Below are 17,921 nucleotides of genomic sequence, written 5' to 3' on the forward strand. Positions count from 1 at the left end.
GGCGCTGAACGGTAGGGACAAATCCGGATCTCCAGGTGATAATCCGGACAGTCCCGCTTGATCAACGGGACGAGTCGGGCGCAGCGTCCCCCCGGGCGGCACCCCCCGCCTGCCGCATGCGCCGCCGCGAGGAGGTCTGCCATGTGGACGGGACGGACGATGGCGATCGGGGCGGCGGCCGTGACCGTCCTCTCCCTGACGGCGGTGCCCGCGCGCGCGGCGGACCCTGCGGACGCGAAGGTCGTGCCGGTCCAGGTCACCGGCGACCCCGCCAAGCGCTTCAACCTGGTGATCCTCGGCGACGGGTACACGACGGCGGACATGCCGAAGTTCCGCGCCCATTACGCCGAACACCTCAATGACCTGTGGACGATCGAGCCGTTCAAGTCGTACCGCAGCTACATCAACGTGTACGCGGTCGAGATACCGTCCGGGGAATCGGGGGTGAGTTGCGACCCGTCGCTGTCGTCCCCGCGCCGCAAGACGCCACTGAGCATGGCGTTCTGGAGTGGCTGCCGGGCGGACGGCGTCCAGCGACTCCTCGTCATGGACTCCGCGGCGGGCAAGACGTACGCGGACCTCGTCCGGGGAACGACGAACGCGAACCGGCAGATCCTCGCCCTCGCCAACAGCGACACCTACGGCGGTGCGGGAGGTACGTACGCGACGGCGTCGGGTGGGAACGCGATGTCCGCTCTCATCGCGCCGCATGAACTCGGTCACTCCCTGGGTGCCCTGGAGGACGAGTACGACTACTACCAGCGTGGTGTGCCCGGTGGGACGTACACCGGTCCTGAGCCGGAATCCATCCATCACACGCTGCTGACCGAGCAGGAGATGAAGTCACAGAAGAAGAAGTGGTGGCGGTGGCTCGGTGAACGGAGCGAGTCCGGTGGAACCATCGGCCGCTACGAAGGCGGGCTCTACTTCAGCAAGGGCGTGTGGCGGCCGAGCCAGCACTCGATGATGAAATCGCTCGGCTACTACTTCGACCAGGTCTCGCGTGAGCGGATGACAGAACGGATCGCGTCTAAGGTCAACCTCGTCCAGGACCACACCCCGACGACCGCGCCGGTGGGCGACGACCGCGTTCTGTGGGTCGAGACGATGCATCCGACCGGTCACCAGTTGACCGTCACATGGACGGTGGACGGAAAGGCCGTGGGCAACGGAGCGAACCTCGACCTGTCGAAGTTGGGTCTGAAGGACGGAACGCACACCGTCCAGGCCACTGTGGCCGACCCGACGGACTTCGTCCGCGACCCGGCCATACGTTCGTCGGCCGCGCTCCGTCAGGTACGCACGTGGACGGTCGACACCCGGGTGACCACCCCGTCTGACAACGTGCCGGTCGATTTCAGCTCGTCCACACCGACTGACAAGCCGGTCGGAGGCGACTCGGTCGTGTACGCGGAAACAACTCATCCCGTGAAGAGCGCGCCTGTTATCCAGTGGAGTCTCGACGGGAAACGGGTGATCGGCGACCGGGACATCGATTTGGGACGGTTCCGCCTGTCGAAGGGCACCCACCAGTTGGTGGCGCAAGTCGGCTCCAAGACCCTGACCTGGACGATCGACGCCCAGGCCCCCACGGTGAAGTACGAACTGTCCAAGGCCGCCCGCACTCAGGTTCGCCCGGGTCGCACCCCTGAGTACGTCTTCGACGGACCGTTCACGATGCGCCTGACGGGCACCGACGACCGTCCAGGGGTGGTGGTCTCCGAGTTCCGCGTCGACGGGGACGGCTGGTTCAACTACTTCGGTTGGCCGACCGACTCGTCCGCCCCCTGGCTTTTCACTGAGAACGGCACCGTCATCGACGGCCTCACCCACGGCAAGCTCGGCAAGGGCCGACACACCATCGAGTACCGCGCCATCGACCCCGCAGGCAACATCGGCTCTCCCGGACAGTTCATCGTCACCCTCCGCTAAGCCACCTCTCACCCCCAGATCACGCCGACCGGTCAGTCCACCGGCCGCATGGGCCCCGACCGTCACCTCGGCTGTCGCCGTTCATGGAGGTGCCGAAGTTCTGCGCGTGCAGGTCACCCTGAATCCACACGCGGGAGGTGCGCTCGTCTCGCCAGCGGCGTCAGGTTGTACGGCGGGAACGCAGGCCTTATGCCCGAGCGTTGCGGGCGTCCTTGGCCTCGTTGGTGTCGGCCTTGATCGCGCTGGTGACGGGCACCCCCGAGGGCCGGCCTACATCTCGACCGTCACCTCGGTTGGGTGGCTTTGTCCTCTTGGCGCCGAGGTTGCACCTCTGTCGTGTTCGTGGACGTGCGGTCCGCGCTGCGGTTGGCGGTGGCGAGGACGGAGCCGCCAAGGATCAACGCGAACGAGGCGATGATCGTCCCGGTGATGGGCTCGCCGAGGAAGACGATTCCGGCGACGACCGCGACCGCCGGGTTCACGTAGGTGAAAACCATGCCCCTGGACGTGCCGACCTCGCGGAGCAGCTCGAAGAACACGATGAAGGCCAGTGCCGTGCACACCAGGCCGAGCCCGACGAGTGCGGCGAGGACGCGGTCGCTCGGCATCGACCCGGGCCATGTCGCGGCCGCCGGGACGGTGTAGAGGAGCGCGGCGATGGCCAGCGCGAACGCGGACAGTTGCAGGCTCGGCAGATCCCGCATGTACCGGACGGCGATCACCGGGGCGATGGCGTAGCCGAGCACGACGAGCAGGACCTCACCGACCGCCCACGCGCTGCCACCGCTGAGGTGCGGTCCGGCCAGCACAGCGACACCGGCCAGCCCGACCAGCAGCCCCGCCCACCGCACCGGGCCGAGCCGCTCCCCGTCGCCGACGAGCCTGGCCACCAGCACCGCGACGATCGGCACGGCGGCGATCAGCAGCCCGGTCATGGAGCTGGTCAGCCGGTTCTCGGCGTCCGACAGCAGCGCCCACGGGCCGAGGATCTCCATGGCGGTGAACACCAGGAGCGGACGCCAGTGTCGGCGGACGACGTCCAACCGCCCGGCCCTGATCGCCAGCGGCAGCAGCACGACGGCGCCGAGCGTGGTCCGGGCGAACACCACCATGGGCACCGAGACCTCTTCGACCGCCACCTTGATCAGCAAGTAGGGGATGCCCCAGATGACGCTCAACAGCGCGAACAGCACCCAACCACGACGACTCACCACGACCTCCGTTCTCCGTCCACCCGTCGCTGTAGTTCCGGGGAACGGATCTCAGGATGCGCGCAACCGCGCGATGCCGTCTTGAACGCTGTTGCGGTACGCGCCGGGTGTGACGCCCACGACACGTCGGAACCATCGCGTGAGGTGCGCCTGGTCGGCGAACCCGACGAGCGACGCCGCCTCCGCGGGCCGGTGCCCCGCGTCCAGCAGCGCACGGGCCCGCGTCACCCGATGCTGGGCGAGCCACGCGTACGGCGGCATGCCCACGGCGTCACGGAACGCGCGCAGCAACTGGTAACGCGAAAGGCCCACGTCGGCGGCGACCTCGGCAAGCGTCGGCGGGTCGAGCATCTGGTCGGACAGGCGTGCCGCGACCAATCGGGCGATCCGGTTGGCTTCGCCCCCGCGGTGTCGCGGAACCTCCTTCGGGCCTGAGCCCGCATGGCGCCGGACGAGCGTGCCCAACACCCCCAGCAGCCGGGACTCGCTCTCCAGCGGGTCCTCGCCGCGCCGCAGGGCCCGATGCGCGAGCCGCAGCGCCTCACCGAGCTGCCGATCGTCGACGATCGCATCCCGAAAGTGCGGCCACACCGGCTCCTCGTCGGAGGTCGTCGCGGCGCCCAACAACCCGGCCCCGGGATAGATGCACAGGTAGGAGAACCCGTCAGCGCGGGCCGGACCACCCGTGTGCGTCTCTCCCGGCTCGACGATGACCACGGTTCCGGCACCCGAGTAGATCCGCTCTCCCCGGTAGTGCATCGTCTCCAGACCGTCCAGGGTCACGCCGATGGCGTACTCCTCGTGGATGTGCGGCGCGTAGTGCCGACGACCGATCCGCGCCGACAGCAGATCGAGCGGCGCCCCTTGAATCCCGTCGACCCGCGTCCACAGCGTCCGATCACCGTTAGGCCCACCCGCCGCTCTCTCCCCGACAGGCCGCCCATCCTGCAGTTCGTCAGCTCGATACACGCTTCTCCCCCGGGCCTGCACCTACCAAGACTCCACCGAAGCCCCCTCGCCCATCAACGCCCCACGTCCCCGAGTAATTCGCCAGTGCCTGCCACACTTGCCAGCCCCGCCGAACAACCCCGCCACCCCATCCACCCTTCACCAGTGGCTCCCAGCCGATGCACGGCGCATTTGCCAGCACCGCTGAGGCAGCACGCCAACCCGTCCACCCACCCGGTGTCCTTCGCCGGCAACTTCCAGCCGATGCCCGGTGCGCTCGGCGGCGCGGCGGAAGGAGCGTGCCAACCCGTCCGCCCGCCCGAGATCCCCTTGCCGGTGACCTCCAGCCGATACACGGCACACTCGGCAGCACCGCCGAGGCAGCGCGCCAACTCCGTCCACCCACCCGGAGTCCTTCGCCGGTAGCTTCCAGCTGATGCGCGGTGCGCTCGGCGGCGCGGCGGAAGGAGCGTGCCAACCCGTCCGCCCGCCCGAGATCCCCTTGCCGGTGACCTCCAGCCGATACACGGCACACTCGGCAGCACCCCCGAGGAACCCCGCCAACCCGTCCACCCACCCGGGCCCCTTCACCAGTGGCTCCCAGCCGATGCACGGGCGCATTTGCCAGCACCGCTGAGGCAGCACGCCAAACCGTCCACCCACCCGGGCCCCTTCGCCGGTAGCCCCTAGCCGATGCGTGGAGCGCTTGGCGGCACCGCTGAGGCAGCGCGCCAACTCCGTCCACCCACCCGGTGTCCTTCGCCGGTAGCTTCCAGCTGATGCGCGGTGCGCTCGGCGGCGCGGCTGAAGGAGCGTGCCAACCCGTCCGCCCGCCCGAGATCCCCTTGCCGGTGACCTCCAGCCGATACACGGCACACTCGGCAGCACCCCCCCCGAGCAGCACGCCAACCCGTCCACCCGCTCGGCGCCCTTGCCAGCGCTGCTGAAGGAGCACGCCGCCCCGTCCACCCTCCCGGTGTCCTTCGCCGGTGGCTTCCAGCCGATGCGCGGTGCGCTCGGCGGCGCGGCTGAAGGAATGCGCCAACTCGTCCGGGCAGCCGAGGTTTCTTTGCCGGTGGCACGCGGCAGCTTCGTGGCGCGCCGAGCGGGTCGAGGCCGGCGGCGCCGGGGTGCGGGCGGTGCGGCTGGACACCGGGGAGCGGATCGCGGCGAGCCATGTGGTGATCGCCTGTGATCGGGTGCGCGCCCAGGCGGAGCTGCTGCCCGATCTCGCGGACGACTGGCGGCTTCGCCGTCCCCGCTACTCGCCGTCCTGCCTGGTCATGCATTTCGGGTTGGCGCGGCGGATACCGGGACACGCCCATCACACCCTGCGGTTCGGCCGGGCGTGGAAGTCGACGTTCGACGCGCTTGCGGCCGGGCGTCCACAACCCGCTCGGCGGCGCCGCTGAAGCAGGAGGCCCATCCGTCCGGCTACCGGCGTCCTTCGCCGGTGGTCATCCAACCGGTGCGTGGTGTGTTGGCGGCACTCTTAAGGAGAACGCCGAGCCGTGACGGAATCATGTGGGCGCCCGGCCGTGGCATTCGGACCGTGGCGAACCGGGCGCTGGACGTCCGCCGGGGTGCAGTAGCTAGTGTCGGACGCCGGGTGCGGTGGCCATCGGGTTTACGTCGTTCGGCCGAGCAACTGGTGTCGGGCTGCGAGGCGGCGGGCCGAGGGGAGAGCCGTCAGGCTGAGAAGACGTGACGGATCCGCCAGCGGTCTTCGTCGCGGCCCAGCTCCGCGACGGCCACGCCATCGGCGCCCGTGACGCGGACGCGGTAGACCCGGCCCTCCTGCGCGGTCCCGTAGGTCTTCAGAACCTCGTTCACGGCGTAGCGCGTTCCCCGCCACTCGTAGGCCGTGAGCCTTCCCACCGTGTCGTGTTCGGCCCGGACCGGCTCGTTCAGCAGCTTCCCCATGCCGGGAGGCTAGCACGTATTCGAACTGGTGTTCGCAGGTGAGGAGGGGTTTTCGGAGCCGTCCGGCACCGGTGCCGGGCCATCGCGAGCCCGCGCGTCCTCGTGAGGCCGGGCGTGGCGCGAGGGTTGACGTCATGGGGTCATGCGGTCGGGACGGGTCGGCCATGTACAGGGCGATCGGGGATCACCTCCGTCGGTCCGGCGGTTCGGCGCGTACCGCCGGGAAAGGATCGGAACAGGGGATCGAGGGGGGCTAATGATCAACGGGGCGCACGTCATCATCTACAGTCGCGACGCCGAGGCCGACCGGGCGTTCATCCGAGACGTTCTGGGGTTCGCCAACGTCGACGCGGACCACGGCTGGCTGATCTTCAAACTGCCACCGGCGGAGCTCGCCGCCCACCCCACCGAAGGTGAGCCGCGGCACGAGTTCTATCTGATGTGCGACGACCTCCAGAGCACGCTCGAAGGGCTGGGCGCCCGTGGCGTCCAGGTGGACGTGCCCGTCACCGAGCAGAGTTGGGGCCTGCTCGCCGCGATCAGACTCCCCCAGCGGCGGGGAGTTGCCGATCTACGAGCCGCGCCATCCGGTGGCGAAGGACCTCTAGACCTCTTTATCCACAGGCTGGGGACAACCGCCGTACACACCTCCTTTGCCACGTCGACAGGCGTTCGGGGGAGTCTCGTCCACAGACGGATTCCCAGAACAGCCCGCTCTTCCACGGGTCTCGCGACGCTTGGTGCGTCAGCCCCTCCAGCATCCGTCAGAGCGGGGGGCCGTGCGCGAAATCCACAACCTGTGGATAACTATTGTGCACAGCCTGGGTACAACTGGCGATCACACTGTCCACCATTCTTCCCCAGGTCGTCCCCAACCAGTGGGACCGTTCGTCCACACCGTGGATAACCCGTTGACCAGTGAAAAGGCCCCCTACACGCCACCTCCGCCCACACCCCTTTCACAGACTGTGGACGACCGGCCTCCACAACCCCGGCCGACCGGTGGACAACGCTACCCACCGACAATCCCCAGCCATGTCCCCAACCGCCCATGATCAGACTGGAAGTTCACGCACGGTTCGGGTTACCTGAGATCCGAGATCAACATCGCGGTCCACGCACAAGTTCCACACCCGACTCAAGGGCCGACTCCGCGACTGTGCATCAAGTTATCCACAACCTGTGGAAGACCCCGCCCCTTCACCCCTGACCTGCACCGACACCCCACCAGGCCAAGGCCGCAATGCAACTCTGTTGTGAAACCCCGACTGTGCCCAACACGCCTGGACGCCCCTAGATCCGACAGTGCGTACCTGCCGGCGCTATCTCGCCCCGGTGCTCACGACCGGTCCGCTCTGGCCAGGGAGATCATCGACGTCGCCGGGAGATCGAGCGTCGGGCGTAGACACCAACCCGCCGCGCGGTACCTCGACCAGCGGGAACGGAAGCCATGGCGCTCGACAAGGCCGCGTCGAAAGAGCCCCCGTCTGCGACTGGGCGGCCGTACTGCCGGGGCGGTCGAGCGCCGGTCGTAGGCGCCGCCCTTAGCAGAGCAAATGAAGGCCACCACACAGCGGCTCAAACGACAGGAACGGAAGCTCCTGAAGCTGCTCGACGAAGCTGCTCGGGACGGACACCGCCCGCACGACCAGGAGCCGTGCAGACCCCCGACGTCGCCCCGGAAGATCGAGCCTCAGGGTGTAAGGCCGCCCCCCGGGCAGAGCAGTGGGAGGCCGCCGCACAGCGGCTCGAACGGAACGAACGGACGCTCGTCGGCAACTCGACAAAGCCGCTTGCGACCGACACCGCCCGCATGACCAGGGGCCGTACAGCCCCCGACGTCGCCCCGGAAGATCGAGCGCCAGGGGTAAGCGCCGGCTCTGGCAGAGCAGTGGAGGCCGTTGCGCGGCGGCTCGGGCGGCTGGGATGGGATCTCGTGGGGCTGGTCGGGGGCGCTGCCACATGACTGGCGGCGTGCTGACGGGGAGAGGCAGCCGGAGCGCAGTGGACGGCGGTGCTGCCGCAGCGCTGCCGCAGCGTGGTCGAGGAGGCTACCGGCGACCGTTTCGAGCACGAAGTCCGAGAAAGGAAGCCGCATGCGCATGCGCTCGGCTCTGCTGGCGTTGTCCATGGCGACGTTCGGCGTGGGGGTCCTGAGTACCGGCACGGCGAACGCCGCATCTTTGCAGGCGTCCATCACCTGCGACAGCGCGACCAACCAAATCTCCACCCGGCTGACCGGGCCATTCATCTCGAACCGCTCGTTCATCGTGAGGTTCACGGTCCTGACCGGTGGTCGGGTCACCACCGGCGGCACGGTCAGCGCCCTTCCCGAGGTAGGACGCAGCTTCTCGGTGCCGATCACCACCGGGTCCGACCCGAATGTGGACGTCGCGGGTTACACCAGGAGTTGGAACGCCTCCGACTATGCCTACTACAGCGAGACCGTCCGGGTGACGCTCCTGACCCCGGAGGGGGCCCAGTACAGCGCATACAGAGATGCCACCTGCACTCGTGATGAACGCACCACGGTTCAGCTCCACTGTGACCCCGAGGCGCACACCATCACCGCGACCACGACGGGCGTGAACTTCGCCCAGAACCGTCCAACTCAGACGGAGTACCGCTGGATCACGACGCACCAGGCGACGAAGGACAGCCCGCGGTTCTCCGGCCCGCACGGGGACGACCGGCCGTTCGTGACCCGCAGGGTCACGGTGTCCGAGTCCGGGTCCTGGTCGGATACCGGATACGTCCACAACATCAGCAGCGATCCCTACTACTACGACCAGAAGCTCACGTTCAAGGTCCGGGACGTCTGGACGAACGTCGTGGTCGGGCAGGGCACGGCCTACTGCCTGTACGTCGACAAGGGTCGCTGACGCGGCTCATGACATGGCCGCGGCCGAGCCTCCACTTCGAGACATGCGCTAGTCCAGGCGCGGGACCAGGCAGGGTCCGCCGAGCGGCCCACGCTGAAGGTCGTTCGGGAGGTCGAGACCGCGAGATCACGCGGACGAGCCCCGTTGGTCGATGACCGGCGGGGCTCACCGCCGTCGACCCTCGTCCCGTCGTCGACGATGGTGCGGAAGACCGCCGGGCCGGTCGCTGCTGACACGATCCGGCCGCCGGGGCTGCGCTACCGACGCGCCCATCCAGTAGCGAGAACGCGCACACAGCGAGATGCCGAGGCGGGGTCATCGTGCCGCTGTCGTGGTCCCGGCCAAGGTCCAGGAAGGCCGGCACGACCGCCTGAAAGAGCGGTGACGGTGAGGGACGCCGCAGGGCTGCCGCGGCCAAGCTGACGCCGTGTCGGATGACCGCGTAGCCATCCTCGGTCGGCGGTACGCCCTTTTCCGCCGCCGTGAACCGTGTCTACCTTGGCGCTGCGTCCGTGTCGTCGCCCCGGAGCTGGTAGCAGGGCCGGGAAAGTGGCGGTGAGGTGTGCGAGTGTCGCTGAGGGGCGGGCGCCGGTGCTGGGCGAGCTTGAAGGACGCGGCACGGACGGTGGTGGGACTTACCGAGGCGCTTTCTCCCGCAGGGGAGAGTTCCGGTTCTTCGGACTCGGCGTCGAAAGGGGGATTGCTCGGGGTGGGCCTAGATGGACTTGAACCATCGACCTCATCCTTATCAGGGATGCGCTCTAACCGACTGAGCTATAGGCCCGGGTTGTGCCGCTGTGCTGGCGGCGCAACGTGAGGTTACCCCATCTGGCAGGGCAACCGGAAATCGGTTACTCGGCCTCCTTGAGGGTCACTTCGACTCCGCCGACGAGGTCCGCGGCGAGGTTGTAGATGACGGAGCCGACCGTGGACAGGGCGGTGATGAGGAGGACGTTCAGGGCGCCCACGAGCACCGTGTAACCGAAGATGCGGAAGAAGGAGAACCAGTTGCCCGCGTCGACGCTGCCGGTCGTCTCGCCCTGTTCCTTGGTGAGGCTGTTGATCGTCTCGCTGATGGAGTCGAACACGCCGAGGCCGGACAGGATCGTGTACAGGACGATCACCGCGACGAGGAGGACGACGAAGCAGACCAGCGACATGACGAAGCTGAACTTCATCACCGACCACGGTTCGAGCCGGGCGAGTTGCAGCTGGGCCTTGCGGGCCGACTTGCCGCCGGTCGTGGCGGTGGGCGTGCGTTTCACCGGGCTCGTCGACGGGGGGCGGTCTTCGAGGACGGTGCCGGCGAACCCCGGGCGGTTCGAGCCGCCCGAGGTCGATGTGCCGGAGTTCGTGCCGGGTGAGCTGCTCGGCTGCGATGTGCTGAACGGCCTCTTCGGCGGCGGCTCGGTCGGCTTCGGTCGGCCGGATGGCCCTCCGGACGGAGCGGAGGATCGGCTGGGTGTGGTCGAGGTGGCTGTGGCCGAGCGGGCAGGGGTGGAGTTCGTGGCCGTTTCCGATGTCGAACCGGTGGACCGTCCGGTGGACGACTTGTCGGAGGCCTTGCCGGACGTCGCCGAGTCGGTGGGACGTGTGGCGGTCGGCTTCGACTCGGTGGGTTTGTCGTCCTTGGGCGGTTCGGTGGTGTCCTTGACGGGAGCGATCTCCGGCGAGTCGGTCTGCTTCACCGGCTCGTCGACCTTGGTCAGGTCTGTCCGGGTCTCGTCCGCGCCGGGCTTGATCTCGACGGTCGCCTCGTCACGGCCCGGCTTGGCGGACGCCGCGGACACCACTTTGCCCGGTTTGGCCGCGGACTTGCGGGGGCGTTTCGCGCCGGTCCTGGCGCCGGGTTTGGCCCCGGACTTCTCGGCGGGAGCGTCCGGCTTACCCGTGCCGGGCTCGTCCTTGCCCTTGCCGGGCTCGGTGCTCACGTGTCCTCCTGGCCTAGCGGTTCGGTGACGAAGGCGACGGAGGTGACACGACCGAAACAGTGATGTGCGTCATTCACCGTCGCTCCCCTCTGCTTCGTCTGAGTCCTCCATGGACTCTACGTTCCTCGCGATGGCCACCACGCTGTCCCCGTCCGCGAGGTTCATCAGGCGGACGCCCATGGTCTGCCTGCCGGACTGCTTGATCTCCGCGGCCGTGGTACGGATGACGCCGCCGTTGGACGTCATCGCGAACACACCGTCGTCCGGGCCCACCATCAGAGCGCCGACCAACATTCCGCGAGACTGCACGATCTTAGCGGTGAGAACGCCCTTACCCCCACGTCCCTGCAAGGGGTACTGGTCGATGGGGGTCCGCTTGGCGTAGCCGCCCTCGGTGGCGACCAGGACGTCCTGGGACGAGTCCTGCACGACGAGCATGTTGAGGACCTCCTGGTCCTCGTCGAACCGCATGCCGATGACGCCGGACGTGGCGCGTCCCATCGGCCGCAGCGACTCGTCGTCGGCGCGGAAGCGGATCGCCTGGGCGCCGGTGGAGACCATCAGCAGGTCGTCGTCGGCGGAGACGAGCCGTGCGGCGATGACCTCGTCGTCCTCGACCAGGTTGATCGCGATGATGCCGCCGGTGCGGGGGGAGTCGAAGTCCTGGAGCGCGGTCTTCTTGACGCGGCCCTTCTTCGTGCCGAGGACGAGGTAGGGCGCCACCTCGTAGTCGCGCAGGTCCATGACCTGGGCGATGTGCTCGTCCGGCTGGAAGGCCAGCAGGTTCGCGACGTGCTGGCCGCGGGAGTCGCGTCCGGCGTCGGGCAGTTCGTACGCCTTCGCCCGGTAGACACGGCCCTTGTTCGTGAAGAACAGGATCCAGTGGTGCGTCGTGGTGACGAAGAACTGGTCGACGATGTCGTCCTGCTTGAGCTGGGCGCCGCGGACGCCCTTGCCGCCGCGCCGCTGCGCCCGGTACAGGTCGGTGCGGGTGCGCTTGGCGTAGCCGCCGCGGGTGATCGTGACGACGACGTCCTCTTCGGCGATGAGGTCCTCGTACGACACGTCGCCGTCGAACGGGATGATCTGCGTGCGCCGCTCGTCGCCGAACTTCTCGACGATGGGGGCCAGCTCGTCGCCGACGATCCGGCGCTGCCGCTCCGGCGAGCCCAGGATGTCGTTGTAGTCGGCGATCTCCGCCATGAGCTTGTCGTACTCGTCGGTGATCTGCTGGCGTTCCAGGGCGGCGAGCTTGCGCAGCTGCATGTCGAGGATGGCCTGAGCCTGGATCTCATCGATCTCCAGCAGGCCCATCAGACCCTGCTGCGCCTCCTGCGCGGACGGCGACCGGCGGATCAGGGCGATGACCTCGTCGATGCGGTCGAGGGCCTTCAGCAGGGCGCGCAGGATGTGGGCGCGCTCCTCCGCCTTGCGGAGCAGGAACCGGGTGCGGCGGACGATGACTTCCACCTGGTGCGCGACCCAGTGCCGGACGAACTGGTCGATGCGCAGCGTGCGGGGCACCCCGTCGACCAGCGCGAGCATGTTCGCGCCGAACGTCTCCTGGAGCTGCGTGTGCTTGTACAGGTTGTTCAGGACGACCTTGGCGACCGCGTCGCGCTTGAGGACGATGACGAGCCGCTGACCCGTCCGGCCGGACGTCTCGTCGCGGACGTCCGCGATCCCGTCGAGCTTGCCCTCCTTCACCCCGTCCGCAATCTTCAGGGCGAGGTTGTCGGGGTTGACCTGGTAGGGCAGTTCGGTGACGACGAGGCAGGTGCGGCCCTGGATCTCCTCGACCTCGACGACGGCGCGCATCGTGATGGAGCCGCGGCCGGTGCGGTACGCCTCCTCGATGCCCTTGCGGCCGACGATCAGCCCGGCGGTCGGGAAGTCGGGGCCCTTCACCCGTTCGATCAGCGCCTCGAGGAGTTCCTCGTCGGACGCGCCGTAGTTGTCCAGGTACCAGCGGACGCCCTCGGCGACCTCCCGCAGGTTGTGCGGCGGGATGTTGGTCGCCATGCCCACCGCGATGCCCGCGGACCCGTTGACCAGCAGGTTCGGGTACCGGGACGGCAGGACGTCCGGCTCCTGCGAACGGCCGTCGTAGTTGGGGGAGAAGTCGACGGTCTCCTTGTCGATGTCGCGGAGCAGCTCCATCGCGAGGGACGCCATGCGGCACTCGGTGTACCGCATCGCCGCGGCGGGGTCGTTGCCGCGCGAGCCGAAGTTGCCGTTCCCGTCGACCAGCGGGTACCGCATCGACCAGGGCTGTGCCAGCCTGACCAGCGCGTCGTAGATGGCGGAGTCGCCGTGCGGGTGGTAGTTCCCCATGACGTCGCCGACGACGCGGGCGCATTTGAAGTATCCGCGGTCGGGCCGGTACCCGCCGTCGTACATCGCGTACAGGACGCGGCGGTGCACGGGCTTCAAGCCGTCGCGGACCTCGGGCAGCGCACGCGCGACGATGACCGACATCGCGTAGTCGAGATAGCTCTTCTGCATCTCGACCTGGATGTCGACGGGTTCGATCCGTTCGCCGGGGCCGCCGCCCTCTGTGGTCACGTCCGTCACTCTGAAGACCTCTTCTGCTCGTTGGGATGCAAGTACGGTCGCCTGTGGGAGTCAGGCCGGGAACTCAACCGTCCGCCGGGCCCTTCGTCGCGGGTTCCGATCGCGGTCCGGTCGTCCGCCGGTGTCCTGGCCGGACGCCGCGCGCGGCTCGACCGGCTCTGACCGACCGTCGGCTGCGGCGCGTCCGCCGGGGGACTCCGGCTCCGGCGGCCGGGGGCACCGGCTCGGGACGCCTGGCCGCTAAGGGGCGGGTCATCGGGAGCTCGGCCGTCCGGCCGCTGGGAGCTGGGCGTGGGCCGTCCTCAGATGTCAAGGAAGCGCACGTCCTTGGCGTTGCGCTGGATGAATTCCCGGCGGGGCTCGACCTCCTCGCCCATGAGCACGCTGAACAGTTCGTCCGCCTGGGCGGCGTCGTCGAGTTGTACCTGGAGCAGGACCCGGTTGTCGGGGTCCATCGTGGTGTCCCACAGCTCGTTGGCGTTCATCTCGCCGAGGCCCTTGAAGCGCTGCACCAGGTCGCGGGGACGCGGGTCGCGCTTACCCGCGGCGACACCGGCCTCGATGATCGCGTCCCGTTCGGCGTCGGAGTAGGCGTAGTCGGCCTCCGTGCCCCGGGCGTCCCACTTGATCTTGTAGAGCGGGGGCTGGGACAGGTAGACGTGCCCGGCCTCGATCAGCGGCTTCATGAACCGGAACAGCAGCGTCAGCAGCAGCGTGTTGATGTGGTGGCCGTCGACGTCGGCGTCCGACATCAGGATGATCTTGTGGTAGCGGAGCTTGGCGATATCGAACTCGTCGTGCACCCCGGTGCCGAGCGCCGTGATGATCGCCTGCACCTCGTTGTTCTTCAGGATCTTGTCGATCCTGGCCTTCTCCACGTTGAGGATCTTGCCGCGGATCGGCAGGATCGCCTGGAAGTGGGGGTTGCGGCCGCCCTTGGCGGAGCCGCCCGCCGAGTCGCCCTCGACGATGTACAGCTCCGACTTGCTGGGATCGGTGGACTGGCAGTCCGACAGCTTGCCGGGCAACGACGTCGACTCCAGCAGGCTCTTGCGGCGGGTCAGGTCGCGCGCCTGCCGCGCCGCCACCCGGGCCCGCGCCGCCTGCGACGCCTTGTTGATGATCTCCTTGGCCTCGCCGGGGTTCTCCTCGAACCAGTCGCGCAGATGCTCGTTGCAGGCCTTCTGGACGAACGACTTGGCCTCGGTGTTGCCGAGCTTCGTCTTCGTCTGCCCCTCGAACTGCGGGTCGGCGAGCTTGATGGAGATGATCGCGGTGAGGCCCTCGCGGACGTCCTCACCGGTGAGGTTGTCGTCCTTGTCGCGCAACAGACCCTTATCGCGGGCGTAACGGTTGACGATCGTGGTCAGCGCCGCGCGGAACCCCTCCTCGTGGGTGCCGCCCTCCGCCGTGTTGATCGTGTTCGCGAACGTGTGGACGGACTCGGCGTACGACGAGTTCCACTGCATGGCGATCTCGATCGACATGCCCGTGGTGTCGTCGCCGAAGTACACCACCGACTCGTGGACGGCGTCCTTGCGCGCGTTGATGTACCGGACGAAGTCTTCGATACCGCCGTCATAGTGGTAGCGGATGACGTTCGGCTCGCCGTTCACATGGTCGGGACGTTCGTCGCGGAGGGTGATGGCGAGGCCGCGGTTCAGGAACGCCATCTCCTGCATGCGCCGCGACAGCGTCTCGAAGTTCCACTCGGTGGTCTCGAAGATCTCCGGGTCCGGCCAGAACCTGATCAGGGTGCCGGTCTCGTCGGTCTCCTCACCCTTGCGAAGCTCGGTCTCGGGCCCCTGCCACGTGTACGACTGGCGCCATACGTGGCCGTCGCAGCGGACCTCGGCCTCCATCCGGGTGGACAGCGCGTTCACCACCGCGGAGCCCACCCCGTGCAGACCACCCGAAACGGCATAGGACTTGCCGTCGAACTTGCCGCCCGCGTGCAACGTGGTCAGCACCAACTCGATCGCCGGTCGCTTCTCCACGGGATGCATGCCCACGGGGATGCCGCGCCCGTTGTCGAGCACGCTCACCCCGCCGTCGGCCAGCAAGGTCACCACGATGTCGTCGGCATATCCCGCCAAGGCCTCGTCGACCGCGTTGTCCACGATCTCGTAGACCAGATGGTGCAGGCCGCGCTCACCGGTCGAACCGATGTACATGCCAGGGCGCTTGCGAACAGCCTCAAGCCCTTCAAGCACAGTGATCGAACTAGCGTCGTACGCCAAAGGAGATCCTCCTGCCGGGGATGTCTGCCGCTCCGCGCCCGAGGGAGGCACGGTGTGCCCCGAACACACATGACGAGGGCGCCCACGTGCTCTGTTCGTGCTCGGTCAGAGCCCTGGGCACCCGCTGGCGGCGCAGCATCCTGAACCGATTTCATTCTACCGGGTGAGGCGACGAAAAGTGGCACTGTCGAGCGCTGTGTGCGCGTGTGGCGGCCGAGCGTCCCCAGAGACACATCCCCCTACAGGACCGGGGGTGTTCATTGGCCTACGCGCCGCTCGCCGCTGAATCACCATCAGGCACCCCGAACAGATGTTCTCACCCGCCACCGACGTTCGTTTCGTCCCGGACGTGCCCCGCCCCGGGGCGTGCCGGGGTCCGCCGCGCCCGGCTCGCGGGTCTCCCTGAGCCGTAAGGGATTCGTGGGACGGCTCGACATGGACGTGCGGTTCACCGGTCTAGCGGGCGCGCCAGGCTCCGGTGCGGCGCGGCCCGGACGGGCCCACCACCTTGACCCGGCGGACGGTGCCGTGGCCCAGTTCCTCGTTCAGTCGTCGGACGAGCGTGGACGACAACAGTCGAAGCTGCGTCGCCCACGTGGCCGAGTCTGCGACGACGGTGAGTTCACCGTCCTCGAAGTGGTCAGGACGGGTGTGCTCGGCCAGTTCCGCCCCGACGATGCCGGGCCAGTTGCCGAACACTCCGCCGACCGCGGCCCGCTGTTCCCACCCGCGGGACGCCAGCAGGTCACGGATCGCCGCCCCGAACATTTTAGGGTCACCGCCGCGTCCCGGTTCTCTCACCCGGACGACGCGTCCTCCGCTTCTGCGCCTGCCGTTCTGCCCCGGCACGGAACCGCGTTTCACCGCGTCGGCCTTCGCCTGGGCGAGGGCCTCGCGGGCCAGCTCGATCCCGGACTTTCCCGACACCCCGCTTTCCGGCTTCGTCGGGGACGGCTCGGGGGAGTTGTGCACATCCTGTGGGTCGTCGTTCACGCGCTCGCCCTCCCGGTCAATCGCGCACGATCTGGCCGTCGGAGACGGTATACGAGCCCCCTGTCAGTTCGGAGGGGACGTCGGCGGGGACGGCCGCCGTGATGAGCACCTGCTCGGCGGGGGCGACCATCTCCGCCAGCCTGCTGCGGCGCCCGGTGTCCAGTTCGGCGAACACGTCGTCCAGGATCAGCACCGGGTCGTCGCCGTCGGCTCTGAGCAGGTCGAAAGCGGCGAGTCGCAGGCCCAGCGCGAACGACCACGACTCGCCGTGACTGGCGTAGCCGCGCGCGGGCAGCTCGCCCAGCCGCAGGACCAGCTCGTCCCGATGCGGGCCGACCAGGCTCACTCCCCGTTCCAGTTCCTGTTTGCGCGAGTCGCCTACCGCCATCAGCAACTGTTCGGCGAGTTTTCCACGGTCTGTGGACAACTCGGCGTCCCCCAACGAGCTCTTGTAGAGCAGGTCGGCCGCCTCACTGCCCGGCGCGAGTGCCGCATAGGCGCGGACGACGAGCGGACGGATCGCCTCGACGAGACTCAGCCGCGCCGCCAGCAGCTCCGACCCGGTTCGCGCGAGATGCGAGTCCCACACGTCCAGCGTCGCAAGCACCTCGGGACCGGGCGAACGTCTGTGCGCGGCCGCCGACTTCAACAGGGCGTTGCGCTGCTTGAGGACGCGGTCATAGTCGGAACGGACGCCCGCGAACCGGGGAGTTCGCGCGGTCAGCAGTTCGTCCATGAAACGCCGCCGCTCCCCTGGGTCGCCCTTCACGAGCGCCAGGTCCTCGGGGGCGAACAAGACCGTCCGCAGCATGCCCACGATGTCGCGCGGCCGGGGGACCGGGGACCGGTTGAGCCGCGCCCGGTTCGCCTTCCCCGGGTTGATCTCAAGCTCGATCAGCGCCCTGCGGTCGTCCTTGACCACCCCGGCCCGCACGATCGCGCGCGGCGTGCCATGCCGGACGAGCGGCGCGTCCGTCGAGGCCCGGTGGCTGCCGTGTGAGGCGACATATCCGATGGCCTCGACCAGGTTCGTCTTTCCCTGCCCGTTCGGACCCACGAACGCCGTGACTCCCGGTTCCAGCGCGACCTCGGCGGTCGGATAGGAACGGAAGTCCTGCAAGGAGAGGTGGGCGACGTGCACGAGACACGAGCGTAGAGCCTCCCGCGCCCCTACAACCTCGTGGGGCGCGGACGCGAACCTGTGGACAAGCCCCTGTCGACAACCCTGCCGACGAGCCTGTGGACAGACTCTGCTCGCAGACCCATCGCGAACAACCACGACTCACC

Annotated in this window: 10 protein-coding genes, 1 tRNA gene and 2 pseudogenes; 3 read left to right on the forward strand and 10 right to left on the reverse strand. The window is 68.4% G+C overall.

Features of this window, described 5'->3' with window-relative positions:
• The first annotated feature begins 141 nt into the window (after positions 1-141).
• Entirely contained in the window at positions 142-1,932 is a 1,791-nt protein-coding gene (locus BZB76_RS03480; protein ID WP_211342808.1) for a M64 family metallopeptidase, read from the forward strand.
• Positions 1,933-1,999: 67 nt separating this feature from the next.
• Here the strand turns inward: BZB76_RS03480 and BZB76_RS03485 are convergent.
• From BZB76_RS03485 to BZB76_RS03495, 3 genes and pseudogenes are all read right to left on the reverse strand, one after another.
• Positions 2,000-2,086: pseudogene (locus BZB76_RS03485) on the reverse strand (DUF2252 family protein); the annotation flags it as partial.
• Positions 2,087-2,216: 130 nt separating this feature from the next.
• Positions 2,217-3,143: a DMT family transporter gene (locus BZB76_RS03490; RefSeq protein ID WP_121433422.1), complete on the reverse strand. Its 927-nt coding sequence runs from the start codon at positions 3,141-3,143 to the stop codon at positions 2,217-2,219.
• Positions 3,144-3,194: 51 nt separating this feature from the next.
• A complete protein-coding gene (locus BZB76_RS03495) occupies positions 3,195-4,112 on the reverse strand; it encodes a helix-turn-helix transcriptional regulator (protein WP_246006727.1) in 918 nt (305 codons plus the stop codon).
• Positions 4,113-5,080: 968 nt separating this feature from the next.
• Here BZB76_RS03495 and BZB76_RS03500 point away from each other — a divergent pair.
• Positions 5,081-5,503 (forward strand): hypothetical protein, encoded by a 423-nt coding sequence (locus BZB76_RS03500; RefSeq protein ID WP_147449302.1) that lies wholly within the window; start codon positions 5,081-5,083, stop codon positions 5,501-5,503.
• Between the two features lie 277 nt (positions 5,504-5,780).
• Here the strand turns inward: BZB76_RS03500 and BZB76_RS03505 are convergent, their stop codons facing one another.
• The gene (locus tag BZB76_RS03505) at positions 5,781-6,014 is read right to left on the reverse strand and encodes a hypothetical protein (RefSeq protein ID WP_121432817.1); all 234 of its coding nucleotides are present in this window, start codon (positions 6,012-6,014) and stop codon (positions 5,781-5,783) included.
• Positions 6,015-8,110: 2,096 nt separating this feature from the next.
• Here BZB76_RS03505 and BZB76_RS03515 point away from each other — a divergent pair.
• Complete coding sequence (locus BZB76_RS03515) at positions 8,111-8,896, forward strand: hypothetical protein (RefSeq protein ID WP_121432818.1); 786 nt, start codon at positions 8,111-8,113, stop codon at positions 8,894-8,896.
• Positions 8,897-9,606: 710 nt separating this feature from the next.
• On the opposite strand, the gene BZB76_RS03520 is transcribed toward BZB76_RS03515, so the two are convergent.
• From BZB76_RS03520 to recF, 6 genes and pseudogenes are all read right to left on the reverse strand, one after another.
• Positions 9,607-9,680: transfer RNA gene (locus tag BZB76_RS03520), tRNA-Ile, on the reverse strand.
• A 67-nt stretch (positions 9,681-9,747) separates the two neighbouring features.
• Positions 9,748-10,125, reverse strand: a pseudogene (locus tag BZB76_RS36625) (DUF3566 domain-containing protein); the annotation flags it as partial.
• Between the two features lie 771 nt (positions 10,126-10,896).
• Entirely contained in the window at positions 10,897-13,401 is a 2,505-nt protein-coding gene (gene gyrA / locus BZB76_RS03530) for a DNA gyrase subunit A (RefSeq protein WP_121432819.1), read from the reverse strand.
• A gap of 302 nt (positions 13,402-13,703) precedes the next feature.
• Positions 13,704-15,641: a DNA topoisomerase (ATP-hydrolyzing) subunit B gene (gyrB, locus tag BZB76_RS03535; protein WP_121432820.1), complete on the reverse strand. Its 1,938-nt coding sequence runs from the start codon at positions 15,639-15,641 to the stop codon at positions 13,704-13,706.
• A 456-nt stretch (positions 15,642-16,097) separates the two neighbouring features.
• Positions 16,098-16,634 (reverse strand): DciA family protein, encoded by a 537-nt coding sequence (locus BZB76_RS03540; RefSeq protein WP_337959731.1) that lies wholly within the window; start codon positions 16,632-16,634, stop codon positions 16,098-16,100.
• Positions 16,635-16,650: 16 nt separating this feature from the next.
• The gene (recF, locus tag BZB76_RS03545) at positions 16,651-17,775 is read right to left on the reverse strand and encodes a DNA replication/repair protein RecF (protein WP_121432821.1); all 1,125 of its coding nucleotides are present in this window, start codon (positions 17,773-17,775) and stop codon (positions 16,651-16,653) included.
• Positions 17,776-17,921 lie beyond the last annotated feature (146 nt).

The organism is Actinomadura pelletieri DSM 43383 (genome assembly GCF_003634705.1).
In the GTDB taxonomy this organism is placed as follows: Bacteria; Actinomycetota; Actinomycetes; order Streptosporangiales; family Streptosporangiaceae; genus Spirillospora; species Spirillospora pelletieri.

Bases quoted from the DNA above. Each gene is read 5' to 3' on its own strand.
- BZB76_RS03480 (WP_211342808.1), top strand. From the start codon at position 142: ATGTGGACGGGACGGACGATGGCGATCGGGGCGGCGGCCGTGACCGTC.
- BZB76_RS03505 (WP_121432817.1), bottom strand. From the start codon at position 6,014: ATGGGGAAGCTGCTGAACGAGCCGGTCCGGGCCGAACACGACACGGTG.
- BZB76_RS03515 (WP_121432818.1), top strand. From the start codon at position 8,111: ATGCGCATGCGCTCGGCTCTGCTGGCGTTGTCCATGGCGACGTTCGGC.